This window comes from Pseudomonas triclosanedens (assembly GCF_026686735.1).
Lineage (GTDB): Bacteria > Pseudomonadota > Gammaproteobacteria > Pseudomonadales > Pseudomonadaceae > Pseudomonas > Pseudomonas triclosanedens.
In genome coordinates, this window is record NZ_CP113432.1 from 6,203,388 (window position 1) to 6,222,243 (window position 18,856).

The following is an 18,856-nucleotide window of genomic DNA, read 5'->3' on the forward strand; positions in this document are numbered from 1 at the left end:
TCATACAAGCCTTCCACGGCGCCACTTTCCCGTGGGCGACAGACTTTTCCACAGTACTTGCCCTTGGCTGCGTGGGCTCGGCAAGATGCCGGCTTCCACTCCCCCTCCCGAGGTCGCCGTGACCGCTCTGTTCCAGGCCCTGTGGCCGCTGTTCGCGCTGATCGTCGGCGGCTACTTCATGCGCCGCAAGGGCTTTCCCGGCGAAGCGTTCTGGCCCGCGGCCGAGCGCCTGAACTACTTCCTGCTGTTCCCCGCGCTGCTCGCCAGCAGCCTGGCCGGCGCACCGCTGGACGACCCCGGCCTCGCGCGCCAGGCACTGGCGGTGGTGCTCGGGCTGGGTATCGCCTGGCTGGCGCTGCTGCTGGTCAGACGCATGCGCGGCTGGAACGCCGCGCGCTTCGGCGCCATCGCCCAGGGCGTCCTGCGCTTCAACACCTATCTGGGCCTGGCCGCGGTCGGCAGCCTGTACGGCAAGCCGGGGCTGACCCTGGCCGCACTGATGCTGGCGCTGATGGTGCCGACGGTGAACGTGATGTCGGTATGGGCGCTGACCGCCGAACGCGGTATCAGCCTGCGCGCGCTGCTGCTGCCGATCGTGAAGAACCCGCTGATCCTTGCCTGCGTCATCGGCGCGCTGCTCAATGTCAGCGGCATCGGCCTGCCCGGCGGCAGCGACCGCCTGCTCAATCTGCTGGCCGTCGCCAGCCTGCCGCTGGGCCTGCTCTGCGTGGGTGCGGCGCTGCAGCCGCAGGAGCTGCGCGCCGAGGCTTCGGCACTGGGCTGGAACTGCGCGGTGCGCCTGCTGGCGATGCCGCTGCTGGCCTTCGCTATCGCCCGAGTGCTGGCGCTTCCGGCGCTGGAAAGCGCGCTGCTGGTGCTGTTCTTCGCCCTGCCGACCGCGCCCACGGCCTATGTGCTGACCCGCCAGCTCGGCGGCGAAAGCAGCCTGATGGCGGGCATCATCACCCTGCAGACCCTGCTCGCCGGCGCCAGCCTGCTGCTGGTGATGGGGCTGATCCAGGCGCTGGGGTGAGCGCCGTTACTCCCGGCAATGCACCGCGCGAATACTTCCGCCGGATGGATTGCCTGCCGCCACCCGACTCTAACCGCAAGGATACCCACCGATCGGCGGCAATCGTCCGCGAAAGGCTGCTGAAAGCTTGACCCCCTAGGATCGCCGCCTCTGACGACCTGCATCCCTGCAGCGTACAAAAACAACAATCGGTGATCGCTCATGCCCCGTTTCCTGTCCGTCCCCGCCGTCACTCCGTCCGCACCGCGCGTGCTTGTCCACAGCTACCGCTGAAATCCGCGCCGATACGGAGTTATCCACATGCTGACTTTCCTCGCCTTCGCCATGGTGGCGACCTTCATGTTCCTGATCATGACCAAGCGGCTGTCGGCGCTGATCGCGCTGATCCTGGTCCCGATCGCCTTCGCCCTGCTCGGTGGGTTCGCCGCCGGCCTCGGCCCGATGATGCTCGACGGCATCCGCACGCTGGCGCCCACCGGTGTGATGCTGATGTTCGCCATCCTCTACTTTGCCATCATGATCGACTCGGGCCTGTTCGATCCGGCGGTGCGCAAGATCCTCAAGCTGGTGAAGGGCGATCCGCTGAAGGTCTCGATGGGCACCGCCGCGCTGGCGATGATCGTCTCCCTGGATGGCGACGGTTCGACCACCTATATGATCTGCGTGGCCGCCGTGCTGCCGCTGTACAGCCGCCTGGGCATGAGCCCGCTGCTGATGGCCTGCCTGATCATGCTTTCCAGCGGTGTGCTGAACATGACGCCCTGGGGCGGCCCGACCGCCCGCGCGGCCAGCGCGCTGCACGTCGACCCGGCGGATATCTTCGTGCCGATGATCCCGGCCATGCTCGCCGGCCTCGCGGCGATCTTCGCCATCGCCTGGGTGTACGGCAAACGCGAGCGCGCCCGCCTGGGCGAGCTGCACCTGCCAACCGACCATGTGGCGATGGCCGAGGTCAGCGTCTCGCAGTACCCCGAAGCGCGCCGACCGAAGCTCCTGTGGTTCAACGCGATTCTCACCTGCGTGCTGATGACCACCCTGATCGCCGGCCTGCTGCCGATGCCGGTTCTGTTCATGATCGCCTTCGGTATCGCGATGATCGTGAACTATCCCTGCATCCAGGAGCAGAAGAAGCGTATCGGCGCCCATGCCGAGAACGTGCTGGCGGTGGTTTCGCTGATCTTCGCCGCTGGCGTGTTCACCGGGATCCTTTCCGGCACCGGCATGGTCGAAGCCATGTCGAAAAGCCTGCTGGCGGTGATTCCTCCGGCACTCGGCCCGTACCTGGCGACCATCACCGCGCTGGTGAGCATGCCGTTCACTTTCTTCATGTCCAATGACGCTTTCTACTACGGCGTGCTGCCGGTACTCTCGCAAGCCGCCGCGCAGTACGGCATCACCCCGGTGGAAATGGCCCGCGCCTCCATCGTCGGCCAGCCGGTGCACCTGCTCAGCCCTTTGGTGCCGTCCACTTATCTGCTGGTGGGCCTGGCCAAGGTGGACTTCGGCGACCATCAGCGTTTCACGCTGAAATGGGCCGTGCTGGTGTGCCTGGCGATCCTCGCCGCCGCACTGCTGCTGGGCCTGTTTCCCCTGTTCAGTTAACGATCGATTCGAGTACCCGAAATGGAATGGCTGACCAGCCCTGAAATCTGGATTGCGTTCTTCACCCTGACTGCCCTGGAGATCGTCCTGGGCATCGACAACATCATCATGATCTCTATCCTGGTCGGCCGGATGCCCAAGCACCTGCAGCCACGCACGCGCTTCTTCGGGCTGGCGCTGGCGATGGTCACGCGCATCCTGCTGTTGCTGTCGATCACCTGGGTGATGCGCCTGACCGCCGACCTGTTCCACGTGTTCGGCCAGGGTATTTCCGGGCGCGACCTGATCCTGTTCTTCGGTGGCCTGTTCCTCCTGTGGAAAAGCAGCACCGAGATCTACCACGGCCTGGAAGGCGAGGATGAAGTCGAGGGCGAGCCCAAGAGCATGATGGGCGGCTTCGTCGGCACCATCATCCAGATCGCCATCATCGACATCGTGTTCTCGCTGGACTCGGTGATAACCGCGGTGGGCATGGTTTCCAACGTGCCGGTGATGGTTGCGGCGATCGTCGTCGCGGTGCTGGTGATGATGCTCTGCGCCGGCGCCATCAGTGATTTCATCGACAAGCACCCGTCGCTGAAGATGCTCGCGCTGTCGTTCCTCATCGTGGTCGGCACGGTGCTCATCGCCGAATCCTTCGAGGTACATGTGCCCAAGGGCTACGTCTACTTCGCGATGGCCTTCTCGCTGGCGGTGGAAGCGCTGAATATCCGCATGCGCACCGCGCGCGGACGCAGGGAAGTGGAACCGGTGAAACTGCGCAAGGATATCCCTGGCCAGTGACCAGACGCCGGGCTATCCACAGCCCGGCTTATCCACAGAGGCACCCGCTCAAGGGCGTGCGACCGGCTCCGGCCAGTTCAGCACGCCCTTGTCGTTGAAGCGCACCGTACCGAACAGCCCGCCGGCCAGCTTGCCGCTGATCTCGTAGGGCATGCCCTGGCGCGGCGGCCCGCCGGAAAGGCCCCAGGCCTGGCGAATGGCGGAGAACGCCGAGATACTCACAGGCACGCTGATCACTTTTTCGCCAAAACGCGGCACCTGCCCGCTCGCATCGCTCACGCCGCTGGCCAGCGGCTGGCCATTCACCGAGAGGTCCAGGGCGATGCCGTTGTAGTCGATGACCTGGTCGTTGGGGTTCTGTACCCGCAGCTTCACCGTGAAGCGCGCTTCCATGCCCTGCCCGGCCGCAGGCTCCAGACCGACCAGGTTGATGCGCAACGGATCGCGCTGGCCGAACAGGCTGGCACAGGCGCCCAGCGCCAGCAGTACCAGGATCAACCCGCCACGCAGGACAAGCTCTCGATAACGTCCCATGCACACTCCTTGCTGGTTCATTGCAGCGGCGAACTTATCCACAACGGCGCCAGACGCCACGCGGACAGTCCGAAGTCTAGACATCCGGCAGTATGCAAAAGATTGCCCGAACGGCGCACGGTCGGCCGCTGGATCAGCTTTACTCAAGCTCAGGAACCCCAGCGAATCAGGCATTTGGCGAACCCTCAGGGAAAAACACGGGTCTACCATGACAGTCAGATGACAACGCCTGAACGCTGCCGTGTCCTTTTCGGCCTAGCGCGCACACAGGTTGCGGGCGCGGTCGTCAGGGGTTGTTGAGGTCAGCGGCCCCAGAAAGTGCGAGGGGGCCCGACATGCTCAAACTGCTCGATCTTCTCTCCGCCGTCGCCCTGCTGGTGTGGGGTACTCACATTGTTCGCACCGGCATTCTCAGGGTCTACGGCAGCAACCTGCGCCATATACTGAGCCGCAGCGTTCAGAAGCGGCCGCTGGCGTTCGCCGCCGGTATCGGCGTCACCGCCCTGGTACAGAGCAGCAACGCCACCGCGTTGCTGGCCACGTCCTTCGTCGCCACAGGGCTGATGGCGCTGGCGCCGGCACTGGCGATCATGCTCGGCGCCGACGTCGGCACAGCCCTGATGGCACGGGTTCTCACGCTGGACCTGTCATGGCTGTCGCCGCTGCTGATCTTCTTCGGGGTGATCCTCTTCCTGTCCCGCAAGCAGACCCGCATCGGCCAACTGGGGCGGGTCTTCATCGGGCTGGGGTTGATCATCCTGGCGCTGCAACTGATCATCGCCGCCGCCGAGCCGATGACCCAGGCCAAGGGCGTGAAGGTGCTGTTCTCCAGCCTCACCGGCGATGTGATGCTGGACGCCCTGACCGGCGCGCTGTTCGCCATGATTTCCTACTCCAGCCTGGCCGCCGTGCTGCTCACCGCGACTCTGGCCACCTCCAAGGTGATCTCGCTGAAAGTGGCGCTGTGTCTGGTGGTCGGCGCAAATCTGGGCAGCGGCATCCTCGCCATGATCAGTTCGGCCTCGCAGAACGCCGCCGGCCGCCGCGTGGCGCTGGGCAGCCTGCTGTTCAAATTCGTCGGTTGCCTGCTGGTGCTGCCGCTGGTCGGGCCGCTGGCGCAATGGCTGGATGACTGGCCGTTCCGCACCCAGGAGCTGGTGATCGCCTTCCACGTCCTCTACAACGCCACCCGCTGCCTCGCCTGCCTGCCGCTGACGGAGCAGATGGCGCGCTTCTGTACCGCAGTGATGCCGGACCGGCAGTCGCCGGAGGACACCGTGCGACCGCGCCATCTCGACCCCGCCGCTCTGGACACGCCGAGCCTGGCGCTGGTCAACGCGGTGCGCGAAACGCTGCGCATGGGCGACATCGTCGAGCAGATGCTGAACAACCTGATGCAGGTTATCCACAGCGGCGACCCGCTGCTCGCCAAGCAGATCCGCAAGCAGGACGACGACGTCGATGCGCTCTACACGGCGATCAAGCTATACCTCGCGCGCATGCCGCGCGAGGACCTGAGCGAGCCGGACAGCCGCCGCTGGGCGGAGATCATCGAACTGGCGATCAACCTGGAGCAGGCAGGCGACATCATCGAGCACATGCTCGGCGCGGTGCAGGACAAGAAAACCTCGCGCAGCCGGTCATTTTCCGACAACGGCCTGGAGGAGATCACCACACTACACGCACAACTCCTCGACAACCTGCGCCTGGCGCTGTCGGTGTTCCTCAACGGCGACCAGGAAGGCGCCCGCCGCCTGCGCCGCGCCAAGCAGCGTTTCCGCCTGCAGGAACGGCATTACGCCCACGCACATGTCGACCGCCTGCGCCAACAGGTAGTGCAGAGCATCGAGACCAGTTCGCTGCACCTTGACCTGATCAGCGACATGAAGCGCCTGAATTCACTCTTCTGTGCCATCGCCTATGCTGTTCTGGACAACCCGGACGCCAGGACGGTGGAGGAGCCCGACGACTTCGTCGAGCGCGAAATCGAGGCGGCGCGGGAGCATCGGTCCCCGACATCGGGCTCCAGCGCGACGGGTTGAAACATGGGGACGGCAGGATCGTTGCGCGAGTTGCTCGCCGGGCACTCCGCGGCGCCGCTCACAACACGATTACACCCGGCCCAGGGTTAGGGCAGAATCCGCCGCCATGGACGAAAGCTCTCAAACATTCCGCACTCCCTCGGTCAGCGCCAGCCTGACCCAGGCCGTGCTGCTGGCCGCCGCCCGCCTGGGTCTGAGCCGCGAAAAACTGCTCGCCGCCTGCGATCTGCGTGAGGCCCAGCTTGGCGATCCCGACGCACGCATCGACTTCCCGCGCCAGGAGCGATTGTGGGAGGAAATCCAGTCGAGCCTGCCACAACAGGAACCCGGCCTGGCGCTGGGGCGTGCGCTATCGCCGGCGTCTTTCAGCGCGCTGGGCTATCTGCTGCAGAGCAGCACCACGCTGGGCGATGCCCTGGAATCCGCCTTGCGCTACCAACGCCTGGTCGGCGAAGGCGGCCAGGTGATAATCGAGGCGCAGCCGGAATCCATCTGGGTCGCCTATCGCCCGCTGAACCCCGAGCAAACGGCCACGCGAGCGCGCGCGCTGGCCCTGCTGGGATTCTGGGCGCGCCAGCTCAAGGCACTGCTGCCGGGTCTGCAACTGGTGGGATGTCGCTTCATGCACAGCCAGCCGCAGCACCTGGAAGAATACGAGGCGGCCTTCGCCTGCCCGCTGCATTTTTCGGCCTCGGACTACGCGCTGGGTCTGCCGAAGTCGATGGTCGGCGCAGCTCTGCCCCAGGCCAATGCCCCGCTACGCGACCTGCTGCGCCAACACGCCGAGGGGCTGCTGGCGCGCCTGCCCAGCGCCAGCGTCAGTGGCCGGGTGGTCGCCCTGCTCGGCGAACAGCTCACCCGTGGCGAGCCGGGACGTGCGGCCCTGGCCTGCGAGCTGGGGCTGAGCGAACGAACGCTGCAGCGGCGCCTGGCGGAAGAAGGCAGCAGTTATCAACAGCTTCTGGCCGACACCCGCAGGCAGTTGGCCGAGCGTTATCTCAGCGAAGGCAACCTGCCGGCCACCGATATCGCCGCGCTGCTCGGCTACTCGGAACCCAGCGTCTTCTTCCGCGCCTTCCGTCACTGGACTGGACTTACGCCTGGCGAGTATCGCCAGCGGCGCCGTCATTCCTGCGGGTGACGACTCCGGCCACGGCTCGGCAGGCGGCTTTCCACAGGCTTGTTCACAGGTTGCCCACAGGGCTGTCCAGTACAGGCGAGCCTTATTCTTTCATCCCGCGCGCATCGAGATAGGCCAGGAAGGCTTCGCGGCTGGAGTAGCGCGGCTGGTAGCCGAACTCCTCCTTGAGGCGCCGGTTGTCCAGGGCCGGACGATAGCGCAGGAAGTCCACCTGCTCGGGCCCGTATGGCACCAGCCCGAGCGGCTTCAGCAAGCTGAGGCCGGCCCGCACCAGGGTTGCCGGCAATGGCCGATAGGGTTTGCCCAGCAGCCCGGCGATCTCACGCATCGATAGCGCGCCATCGCCAGCGAGGTTGTAGATTCCCTCGCTGCCCCGCTCCAGCCCCTGGCGAATGACGTTCACTACGTCCTGGTCCCAGATGAACACGAAGCGCCCGGGATAGCCAGCGATGCCCAGTACGCTGCGCCGTCCGAACAACTCGGTGAGCGGGTTATGCACACGGCGCCCGAGAATGGTTCCGGGCCTGAGGATAAGTTGCTTGAGCTGTGGATAACGCTTCCGCGCATCGGCCAGCAGTTGTTCGATCTCCTGCTTGTGGCGCGCGTAGAGGAAGCGCGGGTGCCCCCGTAGCGGCTGGTTCTCGTCGATCCATTCGGCGTTGTCGGGATGGTAGCCGTAGGCGGCACCCGAGCTGGTGACGATCAGTTGCTTCACATCGCATTCGCGGGCCGCATCGAGCAGCGCCTTGGTACCGCCGACCTCGGCGGCATGCAGTTGGGCTTCGGACATCTCGCGCGGCGGGTTGATCACCGCGGCCAGGTGCACGATGGCATCGGGGCGCCACTGTTCCACGCAGTGCCTCACCCGCGCGGGCTGGCTGACATCCAGTTGCAGTGGCTCGATGTTCGGACGCAGTCCCTGCGAACTGAGGCAACGGGCATCGGCGGCTATCAGCGTCCAGTCGAGATGCTGCACGGCCAGCTCGTTGAGCAGGCTCTGGCCGAGGAAACCGGCAGCACCGGTAATCAGGACACGCATGGAGCCTCCGAATCGCTACAACCCGAGCGAGTTCGCGGTGAGAGTCTCAGAGAGTAAATCCGCCTTCCGAACGCCGACAGTGACAGCGCAGGCCAGCCGCCATGACCCGGCAGGCCAGTTCTTCGTGGAATGCGGGTAGGTTCGAGCGGGTCAATCCGCTATCCTCGTGGCTTTGCGTTCAGGCTCCCGTCATGCGCTGGTTGTTGCTCCCCCTGCTGTCCCTGCTGCTTGGTGGCTGGTCGCACGCCGATCAGCGCCAGACGGTCGAAGCCTATCAACTGAAAAACGGCATGGGAGTGCTGTTCAAGCCGACACGGGAAAAAGGCCACGTATCCATCCGGCTGATCGTCGGCGTCGGCTTCAGCGACTTCTCCTGCCATGACCGGCAGTTGCCGCACCTGATGGAGCACCTGTTCTTCAGCGGCCTGGACGGCGGCGACGAAGCCGATCTGGAAGCACGCATGCAGGCCCTTGGCGGTCAGTGGAATGCTTACACCAGTGAGGGCGATACTGCCTTCGTCGTCGAGTCGCCGGCGGCCACTCAGCGCCAGGTGCTCGACCTGCTGCTGGAAATCATCACCCGCACCCGGCTCGACGCGCACAAGCTCGAAGCCACCAAGCAAGTGCTGGTACGCGAGGACGGCGGCCACTATTCACATCTGCAACGCTGGCTCGATCACCAGAACATCAGCCGCGCCGGCCAGGAGCAATTGGCTGTCGAGCTGGGGCTGGCCTGCCCCGAGCGCGCCCCGGTGGAGCACCTGACCCAGGCTCAGCTGGAGCAACTGCGCCGCGACTGGTACGTGCCTGGCAACATGACGCTGATCATCGTCGGCGACCTCGACCCGCGCCTGCCGCTGTACCTGAGCCGAACTTACGGCGCGCTGGTCGACCACGAGACGCCAGAGCGCCGCGACCTGCCGGAGATGAAAGGCCCCGCCGAACGCGAACGCACGCTGACCACCGGTATGTTCGGCGAAGGCGCGGTGCTGCACTGGATCTTCCCCGAGCCGGACGATGCCGAAGGCGCCGCCCTGGATCTGCTGCAGGCATACCTGAATGACGTGCTGTACACCGAGCTTCGGGTTCGCCGGGAGCTGTCCTATGGCCCGTGGAGCGAGCGCAGCGCGTGGGCCAATCAGGGCTTCATCAGTCTGAATGCGGATATCGAGCGCGATGACCAGGAGGCCACGCTCAAGGCACTGCGGGAGGTTGTGGAAAAGATTCGCCACGACGGCCTGGACCCGGCGCGTTTCGGCCGAATCCAGCGCGTCGCCCGCGCCCAGTTGGCATGGAGCACGCCGGGTAACTCGACCCTGGCTGACTACTACTGGGGGGCGCTGGCGGACTTCGACGACGGCCACTTCCCCGACGAGGACAGGCGACTGGCGAAGGTCAGCCTGCAACAGGCCAATGAGGTTGCGCAGAAGGTGTTCAAGGATGACGGCTACCTGCGAATCGAGAAGCCGTTGCTGGACGACGATATGGTCTATCCACTGGTGGCGCTGGCCACGCTGGTGTTCGCCAGCCTGCTTGGCCTGGCGTTGTGGCGCCGGCGGAGCTGAAGCCCCGCCGGCCAGGGATTACAGGGCCAGGCGGCGGACCACCTGGCAGGCATCGTCCGGATCGAGCTGTGCGCGGAAGCCCAGTTCACGGGCCATGTCGCGCATGTCGCGGTCCATCGACGAGTCGATCGAGTACATCTGGTTGAAGCCGTTGCGCTTGGCGACGTCGATCAGATGGCGCATCAGCGCGACGTCCAGGCCCAGTTGCTTCCACTCGTCGGCGATGGTCACCGCACACTCGCATTGCTGGCCATCCACCGCCGCATAGCGGCTGATGCCGACTTCGCGCAGTTCGCCATCCACGTGGGTCAGCGCGATGAACGCCATCGTGCGCTGGTAATCCACGTCCATCAGCCGGTCGAGCAGCTTGTCGTCGATCTTCACCTCGCCGTGGAAGCGGAACTTGCGGGTCATGGGCGATAGGCGTTCGAGGAACAGACGCTCACGCTCACGGTCTTCCGAGCGCAGCGGGCGGATCAGCACGTGACTGCCGTCTTCGAGGGTTTCGATCCAGTGGTCTGCGCCTACAGCCCCGAAGGCTGCAAGCTCGGCGGTGGTGTGAGTGATCATGACGCGGTCTCCGCTGGCGAAGAGGAATTGGGATATCCCTATCCTTCTCCCGCCATCGTCGGACAAGCATGATCTGAATCAAGGCGGTCCGGGACGAAACTGAGGCAGAACGCCGCAGCCAACGTCAGGCGCCGGACGATGCCAGCGCGCGGGTAGCAGACGCGCGGCCGCCCTTGCGGAAAAGCACCAGGGTGGCGAGCAGGCCCATCAGCGCTGCACCGCTGAGCCAGATTCCGGGGGCGGCCTTGTTGTCCAGGGCGTGGATGAGCCAGGTGCAGACCGCCGGGGTGAAGCCACCGAAGGTCGCGGTGGCGAGGCTATAGGCCAGGGAGAAGCCGGTGGTGCGTACGTCCGCCGGCATCACTTCGGTAAGTGCCACCACCATCGCGCCGTTGTAGCTGCCGTAGAGGAAGGACAGCCAGAGCTCGACTTCCAGCAGCCGGGCGAAGCTCGGTTCGGCCACGAGCCAGGACAGCATCGGGTAGGCGCTGACCAGCGCCAGGATCGTAGCCGCCAGCAGCAGCGGCTTGCGTCCTACACGGTCGGAGACAGCGCCCATCACGGGCAGCCAGATGAAGTTGGACAGGCCGATGCACATGGTCACCAGCAGGCTGTCGAAATCGGACAGGTGCAGTTCGTTCTTGCCGAAAGTCGGGGTGTAGGCGGTGATCAGGTAGAACGACACGGTGGTCATCACCACCATCGCCGTACCCGCCAGCACCAGGCCGAAGTTCTGGCCGATGGAGCGCAGCACCTCGGAAAGACTCGGGCGATGCTTGCGCTGCTGGAACTCCGGGGTCTCTTCCAGAGAGCGGCGGATGATGAACAGCGCCGGGACGATCATGCAGCCAACGAAGAACGGCACGCGCCAACCCCATTCGCCCATGTCCTGCGGAGTGAGCCAGTGGTTGAGCAGCACGCCGAGCAGGCCGGCGAACACCACCGCGACCTGTTGGCTGGCCGACTGCCAACTGACGAAGAAGCCGCGGCGACCCGGCGTGGCGATTTCCGCCAGGTACACCGAGACACCACCCAGTTCGACCCCGGCGGAAAAGCCCTGCAGCAGGCGCCCGAACAGCACCAGCAGCGGCGCGGCCACGCCCAGCGTGGCATAGCCGGGGACGAAGGCGATCAGCAGGGTTCCCATCGCCATCAGGCCGAGGGTGATGATCAGGCCCTGGCGACGGCCGTGGCGGTCGATGTAGGCACCGAGGAAGATTGCACCGAGCGGGCGCATCAGGAAGCCGGCGCCGAAGGTGGCGAGCGATAGCATCAGGGAGGCGAAGGCATTGTCGCCGGGGAAGAAGGTCTTGGCGATGGCGGTGGCGTAGAAGCCATACACCATGAAGTCGTACATCTCGAGGAAGTTGCCGCTCACGACACGGAAGACGGCTTTGGCTTTGGAATTGTTCGAGGCCATGGGAGATCACTCAGGCTGACACACGGGAGGATTTCCGGCAGGAAATCGGCCGTCGTCGTCCGGATGCAGGCAGGCAACGGCTCGACGACTTATTTGTAACCCTATGTGTAAACCAACCTGCTCGACAATCAAAAAATGGCTGAAAGGCCCGAATTTACTGGGCTTGAAAGATTGGCGAAAGCTTCGCGACGGCTCGTCGGAAATCCATTGGAAATACCGAGCGGCTCATTGACAGGGAAACAGATGAGCAATTTCCGAGCATTCTGGCTGCGTACTGACGCCGCTTCAGGCGAAGAACCAGTAGCACACGCCGATGGAAGCCAGCACGCCGGCCAGGTCAGCCATCAGCGCACAGCCCACCGCGTGGCGGGCGCGCTGGATGCCGACCGCGCCGAAATACACCGCCAGCACGTAGAAGGTGGTTTCGGTGCTGCCCTGCACGGTGGCGGCCACCAGCGCCGGGAAGCTGTCCACACCGTGGGACTGCATGGTTTCCAGCAGCATCGCCCGCGCCGCGCTGCCGGAGAACGGCTTGACCAGGGCGGTAGGCAAGGCATCGACGAAGCGCGTATCCAGGCCGATTCCGTCGACCACCCAGCGAATCCCGCCGAGCGCCAGCTCCAGCGCGCCGGAGGCACGCAGCACGCCGATTGCGCAGAGCATCGCCACCAGGTAGGGCAGCAGGCTCTTGGCGACGTCGAAGCCCTCTTTCGCACCCTCGACGAAGGTTTCGTACACCGGCACCTTTTTCAACCAGCCAACGACCAGGAACAGCATGATGATGCCGAACAGCGTGAGGTTGCCTAGCAGCGAGGAAAGCTGCGCCAGCGCGGTTGCCGAAAGCCCGGCCAGCAGCGTCATGAAGGCAGCGAGCACCAGCGCGCCGGGGATCAGGTAGGCCAGCACCACCGGGTCCCAGAGGCGCAGGCGCTGCATCAGCGCCACGCTGAGCAGGCCAACCAGAGTCGAGGCACTGGTCGCCAGCAGGATAGGCAGGAAAACCAGGGTCGGATCGGCGGCGCCCTGCTGGGCGCGGTACATGAAGATGGTGACCGGCAGCAGGGTCAACGACGAGGCGTTGAGCACCAGAAACAGGATCTGCGCGTTGCTCGCGGTGGTCTGGCTGGGATTGAGTTCCTGCAGCGCTTTCATCGCCTTGAGGCCGATGGGCGTGGCGGCATTGTCCAGGCCCAGGCCGTTGGCGGCGAAGTTGAGGGTGATCAGGCCGATGGCCGGATGTCCGGCGGGCACTTCCGGCATCAACCGGCGAAACAGCGGGCCCAGGAGCACCGCGAGCTTTTCTACCAGGCCGGCTTTCTCGGCGATGCGCAGGAAACCCAGCCAGAGGGTCAGGGTACCGAACAGCAGGACCATGACTTCCACCGACAGCCTGGCCATCGCAAACAGGCTTTCGACCATAGCGGCGAACACCGTCGCCTCGCCCCCGAGCAGCCAACGTGAAAGCGCGGTGATCGCCGCGACGATGAAAAAGCTCAGCCACAGGCCGTTGAGCATGGATCGTCCCCCTTGGAATGGCCGGGATGATAGCGGCACGAGCCCCTCTGGCGCCAGAAACGACAAGGCCCCGGACTATGCCGGGGCCCTGTGTATAACTCTGTCTGGATCAATGAACGGCAGTGCCGTCCTTGACGTCGAGAGTCTCGCCTTCGAGGAAGGCGTCGACGCGGCCTTTCTGCATCGCCTCCCAGTAGCGCGCGCCCTTCTGCGGGTCGTAGACACCCTCCCACTTGGCGATCACCAGCACGGCCAGCGCGTTGCCGATCACATTCAGAGCGGTACGCGCCATGTCCATGATGCGGTCGACGCCAGCGATGAAGGCCAGGCCCTCCAGAGGAATGCCCACGCTGCCCAGGGTCGCCAGCAGCACCACGAAGGATACGCCTGGCACGCCAGCGATCCCCTTGGAAGTGACCATCAGGGTCAGCACCAGCATCAGTTGCTGGCCGATGGACAGGTCGATGCCATAGAGCTGCGCGATGAAAATCGCCGCGATGCTCTGGTACAGGGTCGAGCCGTCGAGGTTGAAGGAGTAGCCGGTGGGCACGACGAAGCTGCTCACCGCCTTGGGCGCGCCATAGGCTTCCATCTTCTCGATGATTCGTGGCAGCACGGTCTCGGAGCTGGCGGTGGAGTAAGCCAGGACCAGTTCATCCTTGAAGATGCGCATCAGCTTGATGATGGAGAAGCCGAACAGGCGAGCGGCCAGGCCCAGCACCATGAAGGCGAAGAAGGCGATGGCGAAGTACACCAGCACCACCAGCTTGGCCAGCGGCAGCAGCGAGGCGAAGCCGAAGTTGGCGACGGTCACGGCGATCAGGGCGAACACGCCAATGGGGGCGTAGCGCATGATCATGTGGGTGACGCGGAACATGGCCTCTGCCACACCCTGGAACATCTTAACCAACGGCTCGCGGGTCGGCGCCGGCAGCGACGACAGGCCCAGGCCGAACATCACGGAGAAGAAAATGATCGGCAGCATTTCGCCGCGCGCCATTGCCGCGAAGATGTTAGAGGGGATCAGGTTGAGGATGGTCTCGATGAAGGCGTGGTGGTGTTCGACTTCCTTGGCGGTCTGCGCGTACTGGGAGATATCCACAGTGCCCAGGGTGCTCATGTCGATGCCTGCGCCAGGCTGGAAGATATTCGCCAGCAGCAGGCCGACCACGATGGCGATCGTGGTGATGATTTCGAAATAGATGATGGTCTTTAGACCGATCCGGCCGAGCTTCTTCGCATCACCCATGCCGGCGATGCCGACGATGAGCGAGGAGATCACGATCGGAACCACGATCATCTTGATCAGGCGAATGAAGATATCGCCCGCAGGCTGGAGGATGTTGCTTATCCACCAGGCCTTGTCCGCGCTGAAATGGTTGAGCGCGGCGCCCAGTGCGATACCCAGCACGAGGCCAATGAGGATCTGCCAGGCGAGGCTGAGCTTGGCTTTGCCCATAGTGAGTCACCCTTGATTCTTGTGGAAGTCGGGGGGTCGCCGGGTCATCGGGGTACCGACGGCCAGCGAAAAAGGGGCGCATGATTCCCATGCTCTCCCCCTCCGTCTAATGCCGGAGATGTCTACCCTATGCGCAATCGGCATAGGCAAAGTCATCTGAAACCTTGGTTCCAGGTCGTTCGACCCTTGATTTTCCGCATGAACCAGGTTCCTCAACGCCTGTCACACAGCGCTTTTCAAAGCCGACTAGGCTTGGAGTATCGAGGCCGTCACCGGCACGATTTGGTTAAGTTGGCCATCCGGAAGCGAGACGTCCGGAACTCCTGTTACCGGATGTACGGTCAGGACCGTCACGGATGGCGATGGCCGCTGGGTGGGCCATTGGATTGCGAGGCTGGCGAGTTGCTGGCGTCTGGTCGCCGGAATCCGCTCTTCATTGTTGGGGAAGTGAGCCGACGGGAATCGGCGAAGCATTGTAGGACGTATCCACGGTCATTCGAATTGACAAATATCAGCTAACTTCGAGCTGGTTCGAGGCAGCCTGCGGCTACCCTGCCGCCGCAACTGCGCCAGCCTTGTGCAACGACGCGGTGAACTTCCAAACACAGGACTCTCTATGACGCGACTCTCCGTAGTACCCGCCCTGCTGTGCGCCGGTGCCCTGGCGCTGGCCGGTTGCTCCAGCCAGAAACCGGATGCCTCGCAGTACTCCGGCTACCTCGACGACTACTCCCAGCTCAAGCCCGCGACCTCGCCCAGTGGCCAGCCGGTGCTGCGCTGGGTGGACCCGAACCTGAAGCTGAACAACTACAGTTCGGTACTGGTGGAACGGCCGGTGTACTTCCCGCAGCCGAAACCCACCGAGGTTGTCGATCAAAAGACCCTGAACGAGATACCCGACTACCTGAAACAGCAGATCGAGCGCCAACTGAGCAGCCGCTACCGGGTGGTGCAACAGGTGGACCGCGACACGCTGGTCCTGAAGACCGCGATCACCGGTGTGAACGTTTCCACCGAGGGCCTGCACGCCTATGAGGTGATTCCGATCGCCCTGGTGGTTGCCGCCACCACGACGGCCATCGGTACTCGCGACCAGGACACCGAGGTCTATGTGGAAATGGAAGCGCTGGATGGCGCCACCAGCAAGCCAGTGGCCAAGGTGGTGCGCAAGGGCGCGGGCAAGTCGCTGGAGAACACCAGTACGCACCTGACCCTCAATGACCTGAAACCGGTGCTCGACGGCTGGGCACGCGACGCGGCCAGCTTCAAGCCCTGATTCGGCACTGCGGAACCAACGCGGAGCGGAAGGCTGTCTCGCCCGCGCGTTGGTTCCGTAGCAGCCTTTGGTCTGACCCGGCCCGCCATTTGCGGAGGTACTCCCTGTACCCCTGGGTCGCTCAGGGCCTGAAGCACCCCGAACATCCCGGCCCCCTGGTCATGCGCAGGCCGTCAGGCCGCGCAGCGATCAAAACCAGTTCGGATCGCTCTTGAGCTGGTCGTCGAGAATGCGCTTCACCTCTTCGTCCGGATCGCCCAGCCAGCGGAAGCTGGCATGTCGGCTCGGCGACTTGTCCGCGGGCAACCCTTCGGGGACCTTCACATAGAGCGCGTAGGCCTTTTCCTTGTCCCAGCTGAAGGCCACGTAGAGTCGGTGATCAGCGCAGTTGTGCGGTTCGCACAGCTCCCCAACCAGGTATTTGTCGCCCTGTTCGTCTACGGCCTGCATCGGCGTGGCTGTGCCGCTGAGGTTCATCACCCAGTCAGGAAGACGGCTCTCGTCCTCGATCAGGGATTGCCAGGTCTGGCGATACTGCGGGTCGGAAGACAGCAGTTCGTCGAGGCGATACTGGGCGTCCTTGTCCGCATCGGCCGCCAGGGCCTGGGCCCCGGCGCCGGTCAGCAGAAGAAAACAGATCAGCAGATTGCGGCTAAAGCTCATCGGTGTGCTCCTTGCGCCTGTAGATAGGAAAAGCTTCACCCTCGACGACGGCCAAAGATGAACGACACGATGAACAGCACCAGGAACAGCACGAACAGGATCTTGGCGATACTGGTTGCGGCACCGGCGATACCGCCGAAGCCGAGAACGCCCGCAATGATGGCGATGATCAGGAATGTCAGAGCCCAGCTGAGCATGGGGTATCTCCTCTTCTCGTTATCGATTCGGCGCCGGCTGCGGCGCCACTTCCGGGGCGATCACCAAGGTGTATCGCCCTCCGAAGTTCAGTTCCGCCCCAAGAGCGGACGGTTCGGCAACCATCGGTTCAGAACACCCAGCTCGCCTGGCGAACGGTAACCGCCTGCGTCTGCGGAGCCGGCCGGACCCAATTGCGATACGAGTCGTTGCTGGCCGGAACCGGCTGTGGATAACGTGCCGCATCCTGCACAGCACCCGGCATTCCGGGCTGCAACGTGGCAGGGCCGCTCGATGCCTGCGGCACCAGTTGCATCTGGTTGATCAGCAACAGCAGGGCTGCTGCGAGCAACACCCGGCTCCAGACATCGACACGCGTTTCATGGCTGTTCATCCTGAATCTCCTGGCCGTCGGTGGCGGATCGAGCCCGATGTCTTCGGGACTCCTCGTCACCCGGCGTACCTGACTGGTTCATCGGTAGTCTGCACGCCACATGCCAGTCTCTTCTGATGAATAAATTCCATTAAAAACAATTACTTAATTTAAATACAGAATGCATTGCGGGTAGCATCCTGCACGATGGCCGAGGTTTCGTCGTGCGATTTGCAACCTCGGCCAGCCCGGTTCACCCGAGTGAATGCTTGAGCTGGCTCAGCTGATCGTGACAAGCCCGTACCTTGGGGAACTCCGCTCGCAGCAGCGCCCGTGTTTCCGGCGTCCCGTCATGCAGGGCATCCTCGAAGGCGAGCAGGATTCGGTCTTCTGCCTCTTCCAATTGCGCCACGCAGAGTGCCTCTTCGTCGCTGGCGAGGCTCGCGCGCGTTTCGGCATACACCTGGCGCAGCCTGCCCAGCAGCGTCCCCGCGGCGGCAAGCGTTTCGTTGCTGGCGGCAACCTGGCTGGACAAGGCATCGATCACCGCGGTCTTGGCGCGGATCATGAATTCGAACAGTTCTTGCAGGCGTGGGTCGCTCACCTCGTACACAGCCTGTTGGTAGAAGCGCTGGCCGTCCCGGGCGATCTCGATGAGTTCGTTGAGCTGGCGCGCCGCACTGTTCATGTCCGATGCTCCCCTCGTCGATCGAGGCTGGCGGCCTGGCCGGCGACTTTCAGCGCACTGGCGTCCACCTCGCGCACGCCGCGCGTCTTGCGGGCGGTTTCGATCAGTTGCTGGCGTTCGGCATCGTCCGGCACCACGCCACTCAGGCTCACGACGCCATCGCGGGTCGAAACGCCAATGGAAAGGCCCCCCAGAGCGTGGCGCGCCAATACATCGGCTTTGATCTGGCTGGTGATCCAGGCATCGCTCACCGCCGCCTGCGCATCGCTGACGGAATCCTCCAGCTTCTTGCCGGACGAGCCGTCCGCAACGACCTTCAGCCGGTTATCCACAGAGGCCACGCCTTCGGTCTGCGCGGCAAGGTGCGAAGCCTGCTGGCTCGCTTCCTCGCTCGGCGCAGTGCCCTCCAGGATCACAGCGCCACCCTTGCTGGACACTTTGATGTCCAGCCCGTCGATGTGCTTCTCCACCAGCAGGCGAGCCTTGACCCGGGCCGCCAGGGCCGTGTCGTCCCAACGCTGCGCCATATCGCTGCGCGGCGCCTCGCCGCTGGCCAGGGCCGGATCGACGGTGATCTGGTTATCCACAGCACTGATGCCTTCGATGCTCATCGCGACCTGGCCAGCCAGATTGCGCTGTTCTTCGCTGGCAACCTTGCCTCCCAGTAGAGCGCGGCCTTTCTCCACATCAACGCTGAGACGGAACGGCTTCAGGTCGCGGTTGAGATTGATGGCCGTCCATATCGACCCCTCCTGGCGCGCCTCCGCCAGTTGCTCGGTGATAGTGGACTCTGCGGCCTGCCCCGGCAGCGGCTGAGTACTCAGCAGCAGACTGCCGAGGGTAAGGACAAGCATCTTTTTCGAACTGGGCATGGCTGCGCTCCCTGGCGTCTACCGGTATTGAGGTACAGACATCACAACTCCCGCGACAGTGCCATCTTGTTTATAAGTCCTTTTAT

18 protein-coding genes are annotated in these 18,856 nt (G+C 64.1%); 7 read left to right on the top strand and 11 right to left on the bottom strand.

What is annotated here, in order from left to right; all coding sequences use genetic code 11:
* The first annotated feature begins 85 nt into the window (after nt 1-85).
* From OU419_RS28655 to OU419_RS28665, 3 genes are all read left to right on the top strand, one after another.
* Nucleotides 86-1,033, top strand: coding sequence for an AEC family transporter (locus OU419_RS28655; protein WP_254469656.1), 948 nt, complete (start codon nt 86-88; stop codon nt 1,031-1,033).
* 300 nt (nt 1,034-1,333) lie between these two features.
* Nucleotides 1,334-2,635 (top strand): CitMHS family transporter, encoded by a 1,302-nt coding sequence (locus OU419_RS28660; protein ID WP_254469657.1) that lies wholly within the window; start codon nt 1,334-1,336, stop codon nt 2,633-2,635.
* Between the two features lie 21 nt (nt 2,636-2,656).
* Nucleotides 2,657-3,418, top strand: a complete 762-nt coding sequence (locus tag OU419_RS28665; RefSeq protein ID WP_254469658.1) for a TerC family protein — start codon at nt 2,657-2,659, stop codon at nt 3,416-3,418.
* A gap of 48 nt (nt 3,419-3,466) precedes the next feature.
* Here OU419_RS28665 and OU419_RS28670 read toward each other — a convergent pair whose 3' ends face one another.
* The gene (locus OU419_RS28670; RefSeq protein ID WP_254469659.1) at nt 3,467-3,952 is read right to left on the bottom strand and encodes an LEA type 2 family protein; all 486 of its coding nucleotides are present in this window, start codon (nt 3,950-3,952) and stop codon (nt 3,467-3,469) included.
* Between the two features lie 335 nt (nt 3,953-4,287).
* Here OU419_RS28670 and OU419_RS28675 point away from each other — a divergent pair, with 335 nt between their 5' ends.
* Together OU419_RS28675 and OU419_RS28680 are read left to right on the top strand one after the other, a co-directional pair.
* Entirely contained in the window at nt 4,288-5,994 is a 1,707-nt protein-coding gene (locus tag OU419_RS28675) for a Na/Pi cotransporter family protein (RefSeq protein WP_254469660.1), read from the top strand.
* 106 nt (nt 5,995-6,100) lie between these two features.
* Nucleotides 6,101-7,135, top strand: coding sequence for an AraC family transcriptional regulator (locus tag OU419_RS28680; RefSeq protein WP_254469661.1), 1,035 nt, complete (start codon nt 6,101-6,103; stop codon nt 7,133-7,135).
* Nucleotides 7,136-7,217: 82 nt separating this feature from the next.
* On the opposite strand, the gene OU419_RS28685 is transcribed toward OU419_RS28680, so the two are convergent.
* Nucleotides 7,218-8,174, bottom strand: coding sequence for an SDR family oxidoreductase (locus OU419_RS28685; protein ID WP_254469662.1), 957 nt, complete (start codon nt 8,172-8,174; stop codon nt 7,218-7,220).
* Between the two features lie 191 nt (nt 8,175-8,365).
* Here OU419_RS28685 and OU419_RS28690 point away from each other — a divergent pair, with 191 nt between their 5' ends.
* Nucleotides 8,366-9,739 (top strand): M16 family metallopeptidase, encoded by a 1,374-nt coding sequence (locus OU419_RS28690; protein WP_254469663.1) that lies wholly within the window; start codon nt 8,366-8,368, stop codon nt 9,737-9,739.
* A gap of 18 nt (nt 9,740-9,757) precedes the next feature.
* Here the strand turns inward: OU419_RS28690 and OU419_RS28695 are convergent, their stop codons facing one another.
* The 4 genes from OU419_RS28695 to gltP all read right to left on the bottom strand — a co-directional run bounded on the left by OU419_RS28695 (nt 9,758) and on the right by gltP (nt 14,703).
* Entirely contained in the window at nt 9,758-10,309 is a 552-nt protein-coding gene (locus OU419_RS28695; RefSeq protein ID WP_254469664.1) for a GNAT family N-acetyltransferase, read from the bottom strand.
* 124 nt (nt 10,310-10,433) lie between these two features.
* Complete coding sequence (gene tcuC, locus OU419_RS28700) at nt 10,434-11,729, bottom strand: MFS transporter (protein WP_254469665.1); 1,296 nt, start codon at nt 11,727-11,729, stop codon at nt 10,434-10,436.
* A gap of 285 nt (nt 11,730-12,014) precedes the next feature.
* Nucleotides 12,015-13,244: a nucleoside recognition domain-containing protein gene (locus tag OU419_RS28705; protein WP_254469666.1), complete on the bottom strand. Its 1,230-nt coding sequence runs from the start codon at nt 13,242-13,244 to the stop codon at nt 12,015-12,017.
* Nucleotides 13,245-13,353: 109 nt separating this feature from the next.
* Entirely contained in the window at nt 13,354-14,703 is a 1,350-nt protein-coding gene (gene gltP / locus OU419_RS28710) for a glutamate/aspartate:proton symporter GltP (RefSeq protein WP_254469667.1), read from the bottom strand.
* 616 nt (nt 14,704-15,319) lie between these two features.
* Here gltP and OU419_RS28715 point away from each other — a divergent pair.
* On the top strand, nt 15,320-15,979 hold the full coding sequence (locus tag OU419_RS28715) for a DUF3313 domain-containing protein (RefSeq protein ID WP_254469668.1): 660 nt from the start codon (nt 15,320-15,322) through the stop codon (nt 15,977-15,979).
* Between the two features lie 189 nt (nt 15,980-16,168).
* Here the strand turns inward: OU419_RS28715 and OU419_RS28720 are convergent, their stop codons facing one another.
* The 5 genes from OU419_RS28720 to OU419_RS28740 all read right to left on the bottom strand — a co-directional run bounded on the left by OU419_RS28720 (nt 16,169) and on the right by OU419_RS28740 (nt 18,770).
* Nucleotides 16,169-16,642, bottom strand: coding sequence for an inhibitor of vertebrate lysozyme family protein (locus OU419_RS28720; protein ID WP_254469669.1), 474 nt, complete (start codon nt 16,640-16,642; stop codon nt 16,169-16,171).
* 35 nt (nt 16,643-16,677) lie between these two features.
* Nucleotides 16,678-16,839 carry a DUF1328 domain-containing protein gene (locus OU419_RS28725; protein ID WP_254469670.1) on the bottom strand — a complete coding sequence of 54 codons (162 nt, stop codon included), beginning with the start codon at nt 16,837-16,839 and terminating at the stop codon, nt 16,678-16,680.
* A 128-nt stretch (nt 16,840-16,967) separates the two neighbouring features.
* Nucleotides 16,968-17,231, bottom strand: coding sequence for a hypothetical protein (locus tag OU419_RS28730; RefSeq protein WP_254469671.1), 264 nt, complete (start codon nt 17,229-17,231; stop codon nt 16,968-16,970).
* 232 nt (nt 17,232-17,463) lie between these two features.
* Nucleotides 17,464-17,898 (bottom strand): PA2169 family four-helix-bundle protein, encoded by a 435-nt coding sequence (locus OU419_RS28735; RefSeq protein WP_254469672.1) that lies wholly within the window; start codon nt 17,896-17,898, stop codon nt 17,464-17,466.
* Nucleotides 17,895-18,770, bottom strand: a complete 876-nt coding sequence (locus OU419_RS28740; protein ID WP_254469673.1) for a BON domain-containing protein — start codon at nt 18,768-18,770, stop codon at nt 17,895-17,897. Before OU419_RS28740 ends, OU419_RS28735 begins: the two co-directional genes overlap by 4 nt.
* Nucleotides 18,771-18,856: the final 86 nt, after the last annotated feature.

Bases quoted from the DNA above. Each gene is read 5' to 3' on its own strand.
- OU419_RS28725 (WP_254469670.1), bottom strand. From the start codon at position 16,839: ATGCTCAGCTGGGCTCTGACATTCCTGATCATCGCCATCATTGCGGGC.
- OU419_RS28685 (WP_254469662.1), bottom strand. From the start codon at position 8,174: ATGCGTGTCCTGATTACCGGTGCTGCCGGTTTCCTCGGCCAGAGCCTG.
- OU419_RS28675 (WP_254469660.1), top strand. From the start codon at position 4,288: ATGCTCAAACTGCTCGATCTTCTCTCCGCCGTCGCCCTGCTGGTGTGG.
- OU419_RS28670 (WP_254469659.1), bottom strand. From the start codon at position 3,952: ATGGGACGTTATCGAGAGCTTGTCCTGCGTGGCGGGTTGATCCTGGTA.
- OU419_RS28735 (WP_254469672.1), bottom strand. From the start codon at position 17,898: ATGAACAGTGCGGCGCGCCAGCTCAACGAACTCATCGAGATCGCCCGG.
- OU419_RS28705 (WP_254469666.1), bottom strand. From the start codon at position 13,244: ATGCTCAACGGCCTGTGGCTGAGCTTTTTCATCGTCGCGGCGATCACC.
- OU419_RS28665 (WP_254469658.1), top strand. From the start codon at position 2,657: ATGGAATGGCTGACCAGCCCTGAAATCTGGATTGCGTTCTTCACCCTG.
- OU419_RS28680 (WP_254469661.1), top strand. From the start codon at position 6,101: ATGGACGAAAGCTCTCAAACATTCCGCACTCCCTCGGTCAGCGCCAGC.
- OU419_RS28720 (WP_254469669.1), bottom strand. From the start codon at position 16,642: ATGAGCTTTAGCCGCAATCTGCTGATCTGTTTTCTTCTGCTGACCGGC.
- OU419_RS28690 (WP_254469663.1), top strand. From the start codon at position 8,366: ATGCGCTGGTTGTTGCTCCCCCTGCTGTCCCTGCTGCTTGGTGGCTGG.
- OU419_RS28660 (WP_254469657.1), top strand. From the start codon at position 1,334: ATGCTGACTTTCCTCGCCTTCGCCATGGTGGCGACCTTCATGTTCCTG.
- OU419_RS28740 (WP_254469673.1), bottom strand. From the start codon at position 18,770: ATGCCCAGTTCGAAAAAGATGCTTGTCCTTACCCTCGGCAGTCTGCTG.
- OU419_RS28730 (WP_254469671.1), bottom strand. From the start codon at position 17,231: ATGAACAGCCATGAAACGCGTGTCGATGTCTGGAGCCGGGTGTTGCTC.
- OU419_RS28695 (WP_254469664.1), bottom strand. From the start codon at position 10,309: ATGATCACTCACACCACCGCCGAGCTTGCAGCCTTCGGGGCTGTAGGC.
- gltP (WP_254469667.1), bottom strand. From the start codon at position 14,703: ATGGGCAAAGCCAAGCTCAGCCTCGCCTGGCAGATCCTCATTGGCCTC.
- OU419_RS28655 (WP_254469656.1), top strand. From the start codon at position 86: ATGCCGGCTTCCACTCCCCCTCCCGAGGTCGCCGTGACCGCTCTGTTC.
- tcuC (WP_254469665.1), bottom strand. From the start codon at position 11,729: ATGGCCTCGAACAATTCCAAAGCCAAAGCCGTCTTCCGTGTCGTGAGC.
- OU419_RS28715 (WP_254469668.1), top strand. From the start codon at position 15,320: ATGACGCGACTCTCCGTAGTACCCGCCCTGCTGTGCGCCGGTGCCCTG.